The following is a 16935-nucleotide window of genomic DNA, read 5'->3' on the forward strand; positions in this document are numbered from 1 at the left end:
TCGAACGACAGTATGCGCAAGGATCTCGCCACGATGATCAACTCGCAAAAGTATGCCGGTACTCGGTCGGCGAGGTGCCCAGGATCCGCTGGAAGTGCAGGCGCAGGTTGGCCGCGGTGCCCAGACCGACCCGGGCCGCGATCTGCTCCACCCCGAGGTCGCTGACCTCGAGCAGCTCCCGGGCCAGATCGACCCGCGCGCGCAGCACCCACTGCATCGGCGTGTAACCGGTGTCCTCGACGAACCGGCGGGAGAAGGTGCGCGCCGACACCTGGGCGTTGCGGGCCAGCGCCTCCAGCGTGAGCGGCTCGCCGAGCCGGGCCAGCGCCCACTCCCGGGTCTCGGCGAACACGTCGCCGAGCGGCTCGGGGACGCTGCGCGGCACGTACTGGGCCTGGCCACCGCTGCGGTACGGGGCCGCGACCAGCCGCCGCGCCACGATGTTGGATAGGCCGACGCCGTGGTCGCGGCGCACCAGGTGGAGGCACAGGTCGATGCCGGACGCGGCGCCGGCCGAGGTCAGCACGTCGCCCTCGTCGACGAAGAGCACGTTCTCGTCGACCCGGACGAGCGGATGTTTCTCGGCCAGCGCCCGGGTGTAGTGCCAATGGGTGGTCGCCCGCTTGCCGTCCAGCAGGCCGGTCGCCGCCAGCGCGAAGGCGCCGGTCGAGATGGCCGCGAGGCGGGCGCCGCGGGCCTGGGCGGCGCGCAGCGCCTCGACGACGGCGGCCGGCGGCTCGGTGGTGGCCGGCCGGCGGAAGCCCGGCACGAACACCGTGCCGGCCCGCTCGACCGCCTCCAGACCCTCCGCGACCAGGTACGAGAGCCCGTCGCCGCCGGTCACCGGGCCGGGCGCGGCGCCGCACACCCGCACCTCGTACGGCATGGTCGGCCGGTTGGCGAACACCTGGGCCGGTATCCCGACGTCCAGCGGCTTGGCCCCGTCCAGCACCAGCACCGCCACGCGATGGTTCATGTGATCTCCCGCTCCAGGATCTCCAGCAGGCTCTCTTCATACCCCCGGTAGCCCGACCGGAGCAGCATCTCGCCGACCATCGCCACCGCGAGGGCCAACGGCTCCGAACCCGGGCCGGTCCGCGCCGGATCATGGATGAAACTGTGCCCGATCTGCTGGATTCCCTGCCGGTCACCGCCCGCGCGGTCCCATGCTTCGAGGTTGACGACCGCGTCGATGCCGGGCGGCGCGGTGATCGCGACCTGGATCGCCATCGCGCTTCCGGCCGCACCGGCGGCCAGGCCGTCGAAGAGGCGTGGGGTGGTCTCCTGCGCGCCGGCCAGGGTGTCGCTGATCAGGGTGATGAGCTCGTCCGGGAGCAGCGCGGCCGGCAACGGCTTCTCGTTGTGCCGGCGTCCGGCCGACCGCCGCCCGGCGTCCAGTTCGGAGAACCACAGCCCGATCTGATAGTCCGCGACGATGAAGGGCGACAGATCGGTGGTCCCGGTCCAGACCTGGACGCCGGCCCGGACCGGCGTCGACACCCGCCACACCGTCGCGTCCGCCGGATCCGCCGCGTTCGACCTCAGGAAGGCCGCGGCCCTGGTGCGCGTACGGCCGTCACCCGGATCGCTGATCCGCCACGGCTCCGCGGCCACCGGCCAGTGCCGTTCCGCCACCGCGGTCAGCCAATGACTGATCCGGCTGGCCGCCAGCTCGGCCAGCAGGATCTCCTCCCGGAGCTCACCCACGGGTCCGGATGACGGTCCACCGGCCCGCGGGATCGCCGCCAGCTCGGGCGCGAGGACGGTGACCGCGACGGTCAGCTCCGGCGATTCCGGAGCGTCCAGGGCGAGGACGGAATAATTCTGGAACGTCGTGATCATCTCGTCGGGCAGCCGGAACCGCTCCGCCGCGGGCAGCGCGTGACCATCCGACAGCAACATCGTCGCGGCGTACCGGCGGCGGCCGGCCCAGGACAGGTCGAACCGGTCCAGCCGCTCGCTGCCCCCGACGACCTCGTCGGCCTCCACGCCCTCGTCGACCGCCATCCGCACGCGCCGGATACCGAGGCGGTTGACCAGGGTGTCGGCGGCCAGGCCCAGGATCATCGGGCGGCCCGACACCCCGTCCACCCCGACCTCGATCAGCCGGGCGGCCACGTCGAGGGTCCAGATCTCGTCGTCGACCGCGCGCCGGAGCAGCCGATTCGTCTCCGCGGCGCCGAGCAGATCCTCGACCAGGGCGAACAGCGACTCGACCGGCGCCTCGGGCGCGTCGTTGCCGAGCTGAGCATGCTCCCGGAACATCCGCCAGCCGGCCGCTCCGCCCAGGTTGGCCAGCTCACCACCCCGCGGAACCGCGCGCAGGAAGGCGACCATGGCGGCGACGCCACGGGCCGCGACCAGGTCGACCAGCGGCTGCACCTCGAGCGGTCCGGCCCGGGCGAGCAGATGCGACAGCCACTGGACCAGGGCCGCGTCCGGGCCGCCAAGGATCAGGCCCTGGCCCGGCGGCAGGGGCAGGAAGCCGACCAGGGCGTGCACCATCGCCGCCGACTCGATCGGGGTGAGCTGTTCGTGCAGGGTGTCCAGCCGGCGGATGACGCTGGCGCTCCGGGCGCACTCGTAGCGGTTGGCCGGGTCGGGTTCGAGGGCGGCGACCAGGCTCGGATCCGGCGTGCCGGGAAGGCCGCGGGCCCAGTCGCGCAGGGCCCGGAACAGGTCCGCGTCGGTCACGTCGGATGCCGACGGCATGAAGGTGAAATAGCGGTCCACATAGTCCGGATGCCCGATGCCGCGCCGGCGTGGCTCGGCCGGTCCGTCCGTACGCAGCGAAGGAAACATCCGGGTGACCGCCTGCCGCACCCGGTCGGTCCCGGGCGTACGCCAGGCGTCCAACCGGCTCTGGTCGGCGTGGCCGGCCGGGGCGGCCAGCATCGAGCGGTCGGCGAGCAGGTCGCGGTAGAGCTCCGGGTACGCCGACCGCAGATGGGTGATCACCACGAAGTCGGCCAGGTCGACCTCGTCCCGCCCGGCCAGCGGCAGATGCACGCGGAGCTGGGCGATGAAGCGGTTGATGCTCCGCGGCTCGCCCAGGTCGGCGGCCAGCAGCAGCTCCCACTCGTCGGAGATGCGGCGGCGTTCCTCGTCGCCCAGGCTCGCCCGCAGATCGGTCAGCAGCTCGGTCAGGCGGCGGTTGAACAGCAGCGCCGACTGCTCGGCCCGGATCAGCGGCTGGTCCACCCGCAGCGTGACCATCTTCTCCAGGAAGGCCAGGGCCCGGGGCTCCCGGCCGGCCGCGAGCGGGGTGGCCATCAGCAGGTCGAGCAGCGTGCGCTGGTCGTACGCGACGAAGTAGTGGACGTGGGGCAGACGGCCGAGCACCCGCACGGCGCGGAACAGGGCCAGCAGCTCGTCGGGTTGCAGGCGGTCGACGTCGTCCACGAAGACCAGCACCGAGCGGGCGAGCTTGCGCAACTCGTCACTGAGCTGCTCGAACCGGCCCTGCAGGGTGCCGTCGCCGCGGAGCCGCCGGGCCAGCAGGTCGCCGGCGCTGCTGGCCGCGTCGCCGGCCATCGGGATCAGCGCCAGCCAGGGCGCGGCGACCTCGGCGTAGGTGGCCAGCCGCTCCCGGGCCCGGACGGCCTTGCCGGGCAGCGCCGAGCCGATCGCGCCCAGCAGCTCGGCGACGATCGCCTCGGCCGAGCCCAGCGCCCACGGGTTGAGCCGGGAGACACCCCAGCGGTCCTCGTCGAGGGCGGCCAGGACCAGGTTGACGGTGCTGGTCTTGCCGCTCCCCCACGGACCGACGAGCGCGACGACGGTGCTGCTCGGATGGGCGCCGATCTCGTCGAGCATGGCGACCGCGCGCCGCACGAACGGCAGCCGGCCGAGGCTCTCGGCGCTCTCCGTCGAGATCGGATCGTCCACCCACCAGGTGCTCCCCACGCCCGCGAGGCTAGCCAGTGGTGACCAGGCCGGTCAGATAGGCGCGGATCATCGGCTCGGCCGACACGTCCCGTCCGCCGCCCGCCACCCGGTCGAAGAGCAGGCCGTCGATCAGCGCGATCAGGGCGGGGGCGTGCGCTTCCGGCTCGGGTACGCCGATCGCGTCGAGGGTGGCCTCGGCGGTGGCCAGGGCGCCGGCCCGGATCGGTGACCTGGTCGTCAGCAGCGCGTGCAGCTCCTCGTCGCCGGTCAGCTCGACCAGCAGCGCGTACCGGGCGCGGTGATCGGCCGGGCGCCGGGCCAGGGTCGCCAGGCCGGCGGCCAGCCGCTGGGCCGCCTCCGGCACCGTGCGGGCGGGCTCGGCGGGCGGGCGCAGGTCGGTGACGGTGCGGTTGGCCAGCCGGTGCACCATCGCCTCGATCAGCTGCCGGCGGGTGCGCGCGTAGTAGGACGTCGACCCGGCCGGCAGCGCCAGCTCGCGATCGACGGCCCGGTGGGTCAGCGCGCGCAGCCCGTCCTTGGCCACGATCGCGATCGCCGCGTCCCCGATCGCCTCGCGCCGGTCTGTGCTCTCCGTCATCTTCACAGCGGTCACTCTACAAGCGTAGAGTCCTCTACATGCGTAGAGTAAAGGTCATCGGGGCGGGCATCGGCGGTCTGGCGGCGGCGATCGGTCTGCGGCGGCGCGGGTTCCAGGTCGAGGTGTACGAGCGAGCCGACGGTCCCGGCTTCGTCGGCGCCGGGTTGTCGCTGTTCGCGAACGGGTTCACGGCACTTGACGTGATCGGGGTCGGTGACGAGGTGCGGGCGCTGGGCGGGCCGCAGTCCGGTCTCGTGGCCGGGCAGCGGCGGCCGGACGGACCGTGGCTGGCCACCGTCCCGCCGTCGGCGATCCACGAGTTGTGCGTCGTCCACCGGGCCGACCTTCATCGCGTGCTGGCCGACGCTCTCGAGCCCGGCACGATCCGCTACGGCTCCCCGGCGACCGCCGATCCCGCGGGGTATGACGTTGTGGTGGCGGCGGACGGGATCCGGTCGGCGACCCGGGCGTCGTGGCCGGGTGACCCCGGTGTCCGGTACAGCGGCTACAGCACGTGGCGCGGCGTCACGACGCGGCCGGTCGACATCGGCGGCGCGGCCGGCGAGACGGTCGGGCGCGGCGAACGGTTCGGGATGGCGCCGCTGGGCGACGGCCGGGTCTACTGGTTCGCGGTCGTCACGATGCCGCTCGACGCCGTCTTCGTCGATGACTCCCTCGAGGTCCGGCGGCGATTCGGTGGGTGGCACGCGCCGATCGCCGAGCTGCTCGACGCCACCGATCCGGCCACGGTCTTCCGCACCGGGATCCACGAGCTGGCCGGGCCGGCGCCGACGTTCCGCCGCGGCCGCACGGTCCTGCTCGGCGACGCCGCCCACGCGATGACCCCCGACCTGGGCCAGGGCGCCAACCAGGCCCTCGAGGACGCCGCCACCCTGACCGTGCTGCTCGACGGCGCGGACGACCTCGACGAGGTCCTGACGGCCTACGACCGGCTCCGGCGTCGCCGTACCCAGCCGATCGCCCGGCGCGCCCACCTCATGGGCCGGTTGATGCAGAGCCGCAACCCGCTGCGCGATGCGGTCCTGCGCCTCACCCCGGGGCGTGCGGTCGCCGGCCAGCTGGCGCGGCTCCAGTCCTGGAAGCCGCCGGCGGCCTGAAACGCGGGCCGGCGCCGTCGGCCGGCCGGGAGCGGTGCGGGATCGCGCAAGAGGGTGAGCGGGCACGGGCGTGGAGGCGAAGCGAAGCGAGCCGACCCTCGGCGGGAGCTGCGGTCTGGACCACCCACCCGGCTACGACCTCGGGATTATGACCGGATGTTCCTGGGTGGGCGGAACGGGGCATGAACCCCCACAGGGACAGCCGCGACGAGGCAGGATGGCGAACATGGCTACGCAGGGTGAGTTCAAGCGGGACATGAACTACATCACCACGCGGATCACGGTGGACGGGCGGGACGGCTATCCGGTCGAGCCGGGGCGCTATCGGCTGATCGCGGCGCGGGCCTGCCCGTGGGCCAACCGGGCGATCATCGTGCGGCGGCTGCTCGGGCTCGAAGAGGTGCTCTCGATGGGCGTGGCCGGGCCGACGCACGACGAGCGGAGCTGGACGTTCGACCTCGACCCGGGCGGCCGTGACCCGGTGCTGGGCATCGAGCGCCTGCAGGAGGCCTATCTCAAGCGGGACCCGGACTATCCCAAGGGAATCACCGTTCCGGCCATGGTGGACATCCCGACCGGTGAGGTGGTGACCAACGACTTCGCGCAGATCACCATCGACCTCTCCCTGGAATGGACGAAATACCACCGGGAAGGCGCCCCGCAGCTCTATCCCGAGCATCTTCGCGCGGAGATCGACGAGGTGAACGACGGGATCTTCCGGGACGTGAACAACGGCGTCTACCGGGCCGGATTCGCGGCGTCGCAGGGCGCGTACGAACAGGCGTACCAAAGGCTCTTCGCCCGGCTCGATCTTTTGGAGGAGCGGCTCGCGGATCAGCGTTATCTGGTCGGTGACACGATCACCGAGGCGGACGTGCGGCTGTTCACCACGCTGGTGCGATTCGACCCGGTCTACCATGGTCATTTCAAGTGCAACCGGCAGAAGCTGACCGAGTTCCCCGTGCTGTGGGCGTACGCGCGTGATCTTTTCCAGACACCGGGGTTCGGCGACACGGTTGATTTCGTGGACATCAAGCGGCACTACTACGAGGTTCACACGACGATCAATCCGACGAAGATCGTGCCTCTCGGTCCCGATCTGAGCGGCTGGCTGACACCGCACGGGCGCGATGCGATAAAGAGCCGGCCATTCGGTGACGGGACCCCTCCGGGACCGCCGCGTGAACCGGTTCCGGCCGGGCACGGAGCATGACTACCATCAATGCTGTGACCGGTCGGATACAGAGCCCCCCAGGCGCGGGCGAAGACGAGTAGCCTGCCGAGTCATGATCGACGACCCTGAGGTTCGCGCGTTCGCGGCACAATTCCGTGCGTTCCTCAAGGCGATCGAGGAGTCGGTTCCGGCGCCCGAGCCGACCCGCCTCCACAAGAAGGTGACCGAACATCTGGGCGCCGACCCGACCGAGATGCCGGTGACCACCGAGGGTTTCGCCGCCTACGACCATGCCAACGTCCAGGCCGCGATGGACGCCTACCTCGACCGTGAGGGCGTCGCGTTCGAGCTGATCGGGCTGGTCGGCAGCGGCCGCGACCACCACAACCTGGCCGACCTCATGAACAACGCCCGGCGTCAGAGCCAGTTCGACGTCGGCACGGTCGACTACACCACGGTGACCGTGGGGGTGGGCCGCGAGCGGTCGTGCGTGAGCTTCGGCCTCTACCTGATCACCGAGGGCGACCAGCGGCTGGCCGTGCTGATGCGGCTGAGCAACTACCGCGGCGGCGCGCTCGAGACGCTGGTCGAGGTGATGGGCGGCAGCATCGACGCCGGGCAGGCGTTCCTGCACCGGATCCGGGCCGAGATCATCAAGCACCACATCTGCCGCGGCCAGGTGCTGTCGTTCGAACCGTGGGAGTACGGCGCCGGCATGGGCCCGCTGCGCTTCCACGAACGGCCCAGGGTGGACGCCGCCGACGTGGTGCTCCCGGCCGGCGTGCTCGAGGCCGTGCACCGGCAGATCCTCGGCGTGGCCGAACACCGCGAGCGGCTCCTCGCGGCCGGCCACCACCTCAAGCGCGGCGTGGTCCTCTACGGCCCGCCGGGCACCGGGAAGACGCACACGGTAAGGCACCTCATCGGCGCCCAGCGGGAGGCGACCGTGATCGTGCTGACCGGGCTGGGCGTGCAGTACATCCGCGAGGCCTGCAACCTGGCCCGGGTGCTGCCGCCGGCGCTGATCGTGCTGGAAGACGTCGACCTGGTCGCCGAGGAACGCACCGTCTCGTTCAGCAATCCCCTGCTCTTCCAGCTGCTCAACGAGATGGACGGGGTGGCCGGGGACGCGGACATCGCCTTCCTGCTCACCACCAACCGGCTCGATCTGGTCGAGCCGGCCCTCGCCCAGCGCCCCGGGCGGGTCGACCTGGTCGTCGAGGTGCCGTTGCCCGATGCGGCGGGCCGGCGGCGGCTCCTTTCGCTGTACGGGGTGACGGCGCACCTGGACCCCGACGAGGCGGAGTCGGTGGTCGCCAAGACGGACGGTTACACCGGCTCGTTCTTCGCCGAGTTGTCACGCCGCGCCGAACTGCTCGCCGCCACCGCCGGTGACGTCCGGACGGGCATGAAGCACGTGACCGAGGCCCTGGACGAGCTCAGCCGCAGTCGTGAGGCCGCCGCCTCCTCGGGGCGTCCCAAGCCGCCGCCGGTGCCCGGCACGCCGTACGTCTGACGCAGGTCTTCGCCCTGGACGACCCCGATGATCTCGGCCTCGGCCCGGTCGCTCCGAAGACGATGACCTTCACGGTCAAAGTGTCGCACCCTTCTCTTAGGGTGACCCGGTGTCCGTTGAACGTTGGTCGGTCGAGCAGGTCAGGGCGGTCGCGCCCGACCCGGCGTCGGCCCGCGCCGGTCAGGGTCAGGGCGCGCCGTCACAGTGGTCGGCCACCGGCCTCTCCGGGCCGGTGCTGTGGGGGCTCTGCCGCGGCTATCGGGTGGCCGTCGATCTCGCGGGCCCTCGGTTCAAGTGCTCGTGCCCGAGCCGCAAGTTCCCGTGCAAACACGCGCTCGGGCTGCTGTTCCTCTGGTCCACGGTCGGCGTTCCCCCGGCCGACGCCCCCGAATGGGCGACCTTCCCCGCGCCTCGTCCGAAGTCCGACAATCCCGATCCGGTGGCCGCGGCCAAACGACTCGCGCAACGGGAAGATCGCGTCGCGGCGGGCATGACCGAGCTGGGCCGGTGGCTCGACGACCAGGTGCAGACCGGGCTGGCGGCGGCCGAGCGCGGCGGCTACGACGTCTTCGACGAGATGGCGGCCCGGCTGATCGACGCGCAGGCGCCGGCCGCGGCCTCCACGGTGCGCCGGCTGGGCGGCCTGGTCGGTGCCGGCCCGCATTGGGCCGACCGGGTGCTGGGCGAGATGGGCCTGCTGCGGCTGCTGGTCGACGGGCACGATCGGCTCGGCGAACTGCCGCCCGGCCTGGCCGCTTCGGTACGCACCCGGATCGGCTTCCCCACCAGCGCGAGCGACGTGCTGGCCGGGCCGCCGGTCACCGACCGCTGGCGGGTGCTCGGCCGGGTCGACTCCGAGGACGGCAACCTCCAGTCCCGGCGGATCTGGCTGCACGGCGCCACGACCGGCCGGTTCGCGCTGCTGCTGTCCTTCGCCGCGCCCGGCCAGGCGCTCCAGTCCGACGTGGCGCCGGGGCGTGACCTCGACGCCGACCTGTGCTTCTACCCGGGGGCGTGGCCGCTGCGGGCGCTCATCTCGTCCCGCCGCGGCGACTTCCCGCTGTCCCCTCCGACCGGGGTTTCGATCCTGTCCGCGTTGGACTCCTTCGGCTCCGCGCTCGCGGCCGAGCCGTGGCGGCCCGACGTTCCGGTGCTGCTGGCCGGGGTGCGGCCGGCCGACGAGGACTGGCTGGTCGACGAGGCGGGCGATGCGCTGCCGCTGGCGGCCGGGTTCCGCAACCCGTGGTGGCTGATCGCGGCCGGTGGCGGGCGCCCGGTCACGGTGGCCGGCGAGTGGTCGCCGGCCGGGCTGCGTCCGCTCGGCACCTGGGTCGACGGGCAGTTCGTGACGGCGCCCGAGCAGACCTACGACGGGCCGAACCGCCGCGAACCCGAGTTGCCGCCCGACCTGCTGGCCGCCGCGCTGGTCGGCACCGCCCGGCGACCGTGGCAACCGGCCCCGGTGACGGTCGGCGGCCGGGCCCTCGATCTGGCCGCGGGCAGCCTGCTCGAGGCGGCCGGCAGCGCCCTGATCTATCGCCGCGCCGGCCAGACGCCGGGCCGCGGGCGCGAGCCGATCGGGGCGGCGCCGGCCGAGACCCAGCCCGCGCTGTCGTGGGCCGCCGGTGAGCGGCTGCGCCGCATCCTGACGCTGGGCGAGGCGCCGTTCGGGTCCACGGCCACGCCGGTCTACCTGGCCGAGTGGTTGCGGCTGGCCGGGGCGCGCGGTGGCCGGGCGCCCGGCCGCCAGTTGCCCGGGCTGCTCGACCAGGCCACCACCCACGACGACCTGCGGGCCGGGGTGGCCGTGGTGGCCGGGGCGCGCGGGCGGTGGCTGGCCGCGATGCGCGACAAGTGGGAATGGCTGCTCTTCGCCTCACGCGCGCCCGCGACGCCCTGGGACACCGGGACGCTGGACGAGCGGGTGGCGCTGCTCCATCACACCCGCCGGGCCGACCCGGCGGCCGGACTCGCGTTGCTGGAGTCGACCTGGGACGCCGACCCGGCGCCCGACCGGGCCCGCTTCCTGGCCGAGCTGCGTCACGGACTGTCCGGGGCCGACGAGCCGCTGCTGGAACGGGCGCTCGACGACCGCAACGGCGCCGTGCGAACCGCCGCGCTGGAGATCCTGCGAGGGTTGCCGGGGTCGGCGTGGGCCGGGCGGATGACGGCCCGCGCCCGGGTCGCGGTGCGCCTGGAACGCCGGATGATCGGCCGGGACCGGCTGGTCGTCACCCCGCCGGAGGAACTCGACGAGGTGATGCGCCGCGACGGGCTCACGCCGTCGAGCGGGTCCGGCTCGTCCTCCGGCGCGCGGCGCTCCGGGGGCGCCGGGGCACATCGGCTCGGGGGGATCGTGGCCGGCACCCCGCTGGCCGTGTGGCTCGACCTGGCGAAGACGCCGGCGGCGATGATCGAGCTGGCCCGCGGGGACGACTTCGAGGACGCGCTGCTGCACGGGTGGGCGCAGGCCGCGATCGACCAGCACGATGAGGCGTGGGCGGCGGCGCTGGTGGCCAACGATCAACGCAACGACGGTCCGGCGCTGCGGCCGGCGGTCCGCTGGGATCTTTACGCGCTGCTGCCGCCGGCCGTCCTGGCGCGGATCATCCTCGACTTCCTGGTCCGGCGCGACTATCAGGTCAGCCGGCTGCTCACCGCGCTGCCCGGCGAATGGCCCGACGAGCTCGCCGCGGCCGCGCTGGCCGCGTTACGACACGGGGTGCGCTCCGACCAGGACGCGTGGCTGGTGCACGAGCTGTGCCCGGCGGCGATCGCCGGGATGCCCACCCGGTTCGCCCCGCGGGTCGCCCAGCTCGCCGAGGAACTCGACCACGAACTCGGCCCGACCATCCGTACCCGCCCGATCGCCGAACTCGCCGCGGCCCTGACCTTCCGTCAGGAAATGCACCAGGAGTTCGCATGACCCTCCGCCGCTTCCCGCACCTGGAGTTCGAGTGACCGTTCTTCGTCCGCACGCCGAGGACCAGTACGCCGACGAGCTGGCCGCGCTGGCCGTCTCCGACGACCGGCCGCGACCGCCCGGCTGGCGGCTGTCCCCGCACGCGGTGGTGACCTACCTGCTCGGCGACGGCGCCAAGATCACCCCGAAGTACGTCGGACCGCGGCGGCTGCTCGAGGTGGCGGTGTCGACCCTGGTCACCGATCGCGCGCTGCTGCTGCTCGGCGTACCCGGAACGGCCAAGACCTGGGTCTCCGAACACCTCGCCGCGGCCATCTCCGGCGACTCGACCCTGCTGGTGCAGGGCACGGCGGGCACGGCCGAGGAGGCCATCCGGTACGGGTGGAACTACGCGCGCCTGCTGGCCGAGGGGCCGAGCGACGCCGCCCTGGTGGCCAGCCCGGTGATGCGGGCCATGCGCACCGGCACGATCGCCCGCATCGAGGAGCTCACCCGGATGCCGTCCGACGTGCAAGACGCGCTGATCACCGTGCTGAGCGAGAAGACGCTGCCGGTGCCCGAGCTGAACAGCGAGGTGGCGGCCGAGCGCGGCTTCAACGTGATCGCCACCGCCAACGACCGCGACCGCGGCGTCAACGACCTGTCCAGCGCGCTGCGGCGCCGGTTCAACACCGTGGTGCTGCCGTTGCCGGCGTCGGCCGACGACGAGGTCGAGATCGTCGCCCGGCGGGTCGCCCAGCTCGGCCGGTCGCTCGACCTGCCCGAGGTGCCGGCTGCCATGGAGGAGATCCGGCGGGTGGTCACGGTCTTCCGCGAGCTGCGGGCCGGGATGACCGAAGACGGGCGTACGAAGCTGAAGTCGCCGACCGGCACCCTCTCCACGGCCGAGGCGATCTCGGTGATCACCAACGGGATGGCGCTGTCCGTCCACTTCGGCGACGGCCGCCTGCGCCCGGCCGACGTGGCCTCGGGCATCGTCGGCGCGGTGATCAAGGACCCGGTGTCCGACGACGTGGTCTGGCGCGAATACCTCGAGACGGTGGTGCGCGAACGCTCGGACTGGCGCGACTTCTACCGCGCGGCGCGAGATGCCTGAGCAGTACTACGGCATCCGCCACCACGGCCCCGGCTCGGCGCGCGCGGTCGTCTCGTCCCTCGATCGGCAGCGCCCGTCGATCGTCCTGATCGAGGGGCCGCCCGAGGCCGACGACCTGGTCCGCTGGGTCGCCGATGCCGGGCTCGAGCCGCCGGTGGCGCTGCTCGGGTATGCCACCGACGACCCCCGGCGCTCCGCGTTCTGGCCGTTCGCGGTGTTCTCCCCCGAGTGGCAGGCGCTCCGCTGGGCGGTGGCGGCCGGCGTACCCGTCAGGTTTTTTGATCTCCCCTTCAGCTATCGCCTTTCGTCCACAGCCGTGACCTCCGCCCGCGTCACCTGTGGACAACCGCCGTTTTCGTCAGTCGGTTCGGCTACATTGCTGCCCACCCACAAGGGCGGGGGCGGCGGCGGTGCGGCGGGAGCTTTTCAAGATCAAGTTGATGATCAATCAGGGGCGGCGGAGCGCTCGGTCCGGCCGGTCGACCCGATCGGCGAGCTGGCCGCCGCGGCCGGCTACGACGACCCCGAGCGCTGGTGGGAAGACGTGGTCGAACACCGCGGAATGCCCGCGTTCGAGGCCGTGGCCGAGGCGATGGGCGCGATCCGCGAGGTGTCGCCCGAAGACCCGGAAGACCTGGTGCGTGAGGCGTACATGCGCACCGTCCTGCGTGAGGTGCGCCGCGAGCACGACGACATCGCGGTGATCTGCGGGGCGTGGCATGTGCCGGCGCTCAGCCGGAAGGTCACCATCAAGGACGACCAGGCGCTGCTCAAGGGCCGGCGCAAGAGCAAGGTCACGTTCACCTGGGTGCCGTGGACCTACGGGCGGCTGTCGTCGTGGTCCGGCTACGGCGCCGGGGTGCGTTCGCCCGGGTGGTACCACCACCTGTTCAGCACGGCGTCCGATGTGGTGCCACGCTGGCTGGTCGACGCGGCCGGGGTGCTGCGGGCCGAGGGCGTGCCCACCTCGTCGTCGCACGTGATCGAGGCGACCCGGCTGGCCGAGGCGCTGGCGTCGTTGCGGGGGCGGCCGCTCGCCGGGCTGGCCGAGGTCACCGAGGCGGCCGAGGCGGTGATGTGCGACGGGGAGCGGCTGCGGGTCGAGCTGATCGACCGGAAGCTGGTCGTCGGCGAGCGGCTCGGGTCGGTGCCGGAAGAGATGCCCGCCGTACCCCTGGCCAAAGATCTCGCCGCGCAGCAGCGTGGGTTGCGCCTCAAGCCAGAGGCCCAGCAGCGCATGCTCGACCTCGACCTGCGGCGCGACATCGACCTGAACCGGAGCCGCCTGCTGCACCGGCTGCGGCTCCTCGACGTGCCGTGGGGACAGGCGCAGGGCGGGCGGCAGGGCACCGGCACGTTCCGGGAGGGCTGGCGGTTGCAGTGGCAGCCGGAGTTCGCGGTCAGCCTGGTCGAGGGCAGCATGTGGGGCACCACGGTCGCGGCGGCGGCCACCGCGCGGGTCACCGACCGGGCCCGGTCGGCGGCCTCACTGGCCGATGTCACCGAACTGGTCGAGGTGTGCCTGCTCGGCGACCTGAAGGAGGCGTACCCGCCGGTGCTGACCGCGCTGGACGCGCGCGCCGCCGAGGACGCCGACGTCACCCACCTGATGGCGGCGTTGCCCGCGCTGGCGCGAACGGTGCGCTACGGAGACGTACGCCGAAGTGACGTTTCCGGCCTGACCACCGTCACCACGAGCCTGCTCGGCCGGGTGTGCGCCGGTCTGCCCGCCGCGGCCGGCTCCCTCTCCGACGACGCCGCGAAGGACCTGCGCAAACACATCGACGGCGTGCACGCGGCGATCGCCCTGCTCGACTCCCCGCCGGAACGCGAACGCTGGCTCACAGCCCTGGAATCGGTGGCCGGCCGCAACGACCTGCACGGCCTCCTGGCCGGTCGGCTGACCCGCCTGCTGATGGACGCCGGGCGCATCCCGCCGTCCGAGGTGCGCCTCCGCCTGCGCCTGCCGCTCACGGTCGGCACCCCACCGGCGCAGGCGGCGGCGTTCGTCGAGGGATTCCTGTCCGGCGGCGGCCTGCTGCTGGTCCACGACGACCAGCTGCTGGAACTGCTGGACGACTGGCTCGCCGACATCGAAGACTCCTCCTTCGACCAGGTGCTGCCGTTGCTCCGGCGTACGTTCGGCGCCTTCGCCACCGGTGAACGCCGGGCCATCGCCGACCGCATCGCGAACGGTCCCTCGGCGTCGTCCGCGGCGGAGGTCCCGCTCGACCACGACCGGGCCGCCCGCGTCCTCCCGACCCTGGCCGCCCTCCTGGGTGCCCGGCCATGACCGCCCTGTGGACGCTTCCTCAAAACTGTCGTACCCCTCGCCTACATTTCGGCCCACCCAGTGCACGGGGTGGGGGTGGCGGCGGGGGCGCCGAACCCAAGATCAAAAACTGGAGGCGTGGCCGTGACTGACCGGGACGAGGCGGCCCGCGACGAGCGGCGACGGCGGTGGCGGCTGGTGCTCGGCGGGCCGGCCGACGAGGCGCTCGGCGAGGCCGAGGGGCGCGACGGTCAGATGGACGCCGCCATGGCCGCGCTCTACGACGCCACGGCGGGTGACGACGAGGGCGGCTCGCGGCGGTCGGCCGGGCTCGGCGGTTCGGCGCCACGGGTGGCGCGGTGGCTCGGCGACATCCGCGAGTTCTTCCCGAGCACCGTCGTGCAGGTGATGCAGGCCGACGCCATCGAGCGGCTCGACCTGCACCGCTTGCTGATGGAGCCCGAGATGCTCCAGGCGGTCGAGCCCGACGTGCACCTCGTCGGCACGCTGCTCTCACTCAACCGCGTGATGCCCGACCAGACCAAGGCCGCGGCGCGGCAGGTTGTCCGTACCGTCGTGGACGACCTGGAGAAACGCATCGCGCAACAGACCCGCGCGGCGGTGACCGGCGCGCTGAACCGCGCGTCCCGCACCACCCGGCCGAAGCACGCCGACATCGACTGGGACCGCACGATCCGCGCGAACCTCAAGCACTACCAGGCCGCCCAGCGGACCGTGATCCCCGAGCGCCTGATCGGCTACGGCCGCCGCTCCCACGCCGTGCAACGCGACGTGATCCTCTGCGTCGACCAGTCCGGCTCGATGGCGTCGTCGGTGGTGTTCGCCGGGGTCTTCGCCGCGGTGCTCGCCTCGATCCGGTCGCTGCGCACGTCGCTGGTGGTGTTCGACACGTCCGTGGTCGACCTGACGGAACAGCTGAGCGATCCGGTCGAGGTCCTTTTCGGTACGCAGCTGGGCGGCGGCACCGACATCAACCGGGCCATCGCGTACGCCCAACAGCTCATCAGCCGCCCCCGCGACAGCGTCTTCGTCCTGGTCAGCGACCTGTACGAGGGCGGCGTCCGGCAACAGATGCTCCGCCGTGTGGCCGAGATGACCGCCGCCGGCGTGCAGGTGGTGGTGCTGCTGGCACTCTCCGACGAGGGCGCGCCGTCGTACGACCACGAGAACGCGGCGGCCCTGGCGGCCCTGGGCGTCCCGGCGTTCGCCTGCACTCCCGACGCCTTCCCCGAACTCATGGCCGCAGCCATCCAACGCCGCGACCTGAAGTCCTTCGCGGAGCGTTTCGCCAACGGCTGACCCCCTCCCCCACGCCCTCTCGCCGCCACGCTGCTTTCTCGGCGCCTGCGCCGTTTCCAGCCCCCACGCCTTTCTCCGAGCTTCGCGCCTTCTTGCCCCCGTGCTTTCTCCCTCCCGCAAGCTTTCCCTCCCTCGCGCCTTGAGCCAGCGGCCCGCCTCGTCAGACCTCACTTTGCTGTTGCCAAAGCCTTGCAATAAGCGCCGCGATGTAACTAGCGTGAGGGCCATGGGTGCTTACATCGAGAAGGTGGCCGCGTGGCAGGAGAGCTGGGATCGGCAGCAGGAGGGTTACCTGCCCGATCGTGAGGAGAGGTTCGCCGCAATGCTCAACGCGGTGGATGCCGCGACCGACGGTGCGCCGCCGCGATTGCTCGATCTGGCCGGCGGGACAGGCACGATCACGTTGCGTACGCTCGCCCGTTTCCCCGGCGCCACGGCCACGGTCGTCGACCAGGACCCGGTGCTGCTCGCGCTGGCCCGCGCCTCGCTGGGTGATCGGGCCGCCGTGCTGGCCGCCGACCTCAACGACCCGTCCTGGGCGGAGGCGCTGCCCCACCGCGAGCACGACGCGATCCTCACCGCGACGGCGATGCACTGGCTACCCGAGCAGCGGCTGACGGCCCTCTACACCGAGATCCGCACCCTGCTGCGCCCCGGCGGCATCTTCGTCAACGCCGACCAGATGCCCGACGACGGACTGCCCACCTTCGGCAAGCACCTGCTCGATCGGGAGGACGCCAACCGAGACGCTCGCTACGCCGCCGGCGCCGCGCTGTCGTGGAGCGACTGGTGGTCCCGCGTACGCGCCGACGACTCGTTCGCCGACCTCATCGCCGAGCGCGACCGCATCTACCCGCCCGGCCGCACCGCCCACACCGAGTGGCTCCCGCCCGTGTCCTGGCACCTCGACGCCCTGCGGAACGCCGGCTTCACCGAGGTCGGCATCCTCTGGCGAGGCGGCCCCGACGCAGCGGTGCTCGGCGTCCGCTGACCCACACACCGGTGTCCTTGACCCACACTGGCGGAGTCA

11 protein-coding genes are annotated in these 16935 nt (G+C 72.7%); 8 read left to right on the forward strand and 3 right to left on the reverse strand.

Annotation, left to right across the window (positions count from 1 at the left end; all coding sequences use genetic code 11):
- Positions 1 to 37: 37 nt before the first annotated feature.
- Genes AB0O15_RS36145 through AB0O15_RS36155 form a run of 3 tightly spaced genes read right to left on the reverse strand, consistent with a single transcriptional unit; the run spans position 38 to position 4486 of the window.
- Positions 38 to 976 carry a DJ-1/PfpI family protein gene (locus tag AB0O15_RS36145; RefSeq protein ID WP_364328466.1) on the reverse strand — a complete coding sequence of 313 codons (939 nt, stop codon included), beginning with the start codon at positions 974 to 976 and terminating at the stop codon, positions 38 to 40.
- A complete protein-coding gene (locus AB0O15_RS36150) occupies positions 973 to 3906 on the reverse strand; it encodes a P-loop NTPase fold protein (protein WP_364328469.1) in 2934 nt (977 codons plus the stop codon). The genes AB0O15_RS36145 and AB0O15_RS36150 overlap by 4 nt, the downstream gene beginning before the upstream one ends.
- Positions 3907 to 3916: 10 nt before the next feature.
- Positions 3917 to 4486: a TetR/AcrR family transcriptional regulator gene (locus tag AB0O15_RS36155; protein WP_364328472.1), complete on the reverse strand. Its 570-nt coding sequence runs from the start codon at positions 4484 to 4486 to the stop codon at positions 3917 to 3919.
- Positions 4487 to 4524: 38 nt separating this feature from the next.
- On the opposite strand from AB0O15_RS36155, the gene AB0O15_RS36160 reads away from it, so the two are divergent.
- From AB0O15_RS36160 to AB0O15_RS36195, 8 genes are all read left to right on the forward strand, one after another.
- Complete coding sequence (locus tag AB0O15_RS36160; RefSeq protein WP_364328475.1) at positions 4525 to 5604, forward strand: FAD-dependent monooxygenase; 1080 nt, start codon at positions 4525 to 4527, stop codon at positions 5602 to 5604.
- 217 nt (positions 5605 to 5821) lie between these two features.
- Positions 5822 to 6817: a glutathione S-transferase C-terminal domain-containing protein gene (locus AB0O15_RS36165; RefSeq protein WP_364328478.1), complete on the forward strand. Its 996-nt coding sequence runs from the start codon at positions 5822 to 5824 to the stop codon at positions 6815 to 6817.
- Positions 6818 to 6890: 73 nt separating this feature from the next.
- On the forward strand, positions 6891 to 8294 hold the full coding sequence (locus AB0O15_RS36170) for an AAA family ATPase (protein WP_364328480.1): 1404 nt from the start codon (positions 6891 to 6893) through the stop codon (positions 8292 to 8294).
- 109 nt (positions 8295 to 8403) lie between these two features.
- Positions 8404 to 11220, forward strand: a complete 2817-nt coding sequence (locus AB0O15_RS36175; protein ID WP_364328483.1) for an SWIM zinc finger family protein — start codon at positions 8404 to 8406, stop codon at positions 11218 to 11220.
- 31 nt (positions 11221 to 11251) lie between these two features.
- Positions 11252 to 12313 (forward strand): AAA family ATPase, encoded by a 1062-nt coding sequence (locus AB0O15_RS36180; RefSeq protein ID WP_364328486.1) that lies wholly within the window; start codon positions 11252 to 11254, stop codon positions 12311 to 12313.
- Positions 12306 to 14606, forward strand: coding sequence for a DUF5682 family protein (locus AB0O15_RS36185; protein ID WP_364328488.1), 2301 nt, complete (start codon positions 12306 to 12308; stop codon positions 14604 to 14606). Before AB0O15_RS36180 ends, AB0O15_RS36185 begins: the two co-directional genes overlap by 8 nt.
- A 117-nt stretch (positions 14607 to 14723) precedes the next feature.
- Positions 14724 to 15905: a VWA domain-containing protein gene (locus AB0O15_RS36190; protein ID WP_364328491.1), complete on the forward strand. Its 1182-nt coding sequence runs from the start codon at positions 14724 to 14726 to the stop codon at positions 15903 to 15905.
- Positions 15906 to 16131: 226 nt separating this feature from the next.
- Positions 16132 to 16896 (forward strand): class I SAM-dependent methyltransferase, encoded by a 765-nt coding sequence (locus AB0O15_RS36195; RefSeq protein WP_364328494.1) that lies wholly within the window; start codon positions 16132 to 16134, stop codon positions 16894 to 16896.
- Positions 16897 to 16935: the final 39 nt, after the last annotated feature.

This window comes from Actinoplanes sp. NPDC089786 (assembly GCF_040684855.1).
Lineage (GTDB): Bacteria > Actinomycetota > Actinomycetes > Mycobacteriales > Micromonosporaceae > Actinoplanes.

Excerpts from the sequence above, each read along its gene's own strand:
- AB0O15_RS36185 (WP_364328488.1), top strand. The coding sequence starts at position 12,306 with ATGCCTGAGCAGTACTACGGCATCCGCCACCACGGCCCCGGCTCGGCG.
- AB0O15_RS36170 (WP_364328480.1), top strand. The coding sequence starts at position 6,891 with ATGATCGACGACCCTGAGGTTCGCGCGTTCGCGGCACAATTCCGTGCG.
- AB0O15_RS36155 (WP_364328472.1), bottom strand. The coding sequence starts at position 4,486 with ATGACGGAGAGCACAGACCGGCGCGAGGCGATCGGGGACGCGGCGATC.
- AB0O15_RS36195 (WP_364328494.1), top strand. The coding sequence starts at position 16,132 with ATGGGTGCTTACATCGAGAAGGTGGCCGCGTGGCAGGAGAGCTGGGAT.
- AB0O15_RS36165 (WP_364328478.1), top strand. The coding sequence starts at position 5,822 with ATGGCGAACATGGCTACGCAGGGTGAGTTCAAGCGGGACATGAACTAC.
- AB0O15_RS36160 (WP_364328475.1), top strand. The coding sequence starts at position 4,525 with ATGCGTAGAGTAAAGGTCATCGGGGCGGGCATCGGCGGTCTGGCGGCG.
- AB0O15_RS36145 (WP_364328466.1), bottom strand. The coding sequence starts at position 976 with ATGAACCATCGCGTGGCGGTGCTGGTGCTGGACGGGGCCAAGCCGCTG.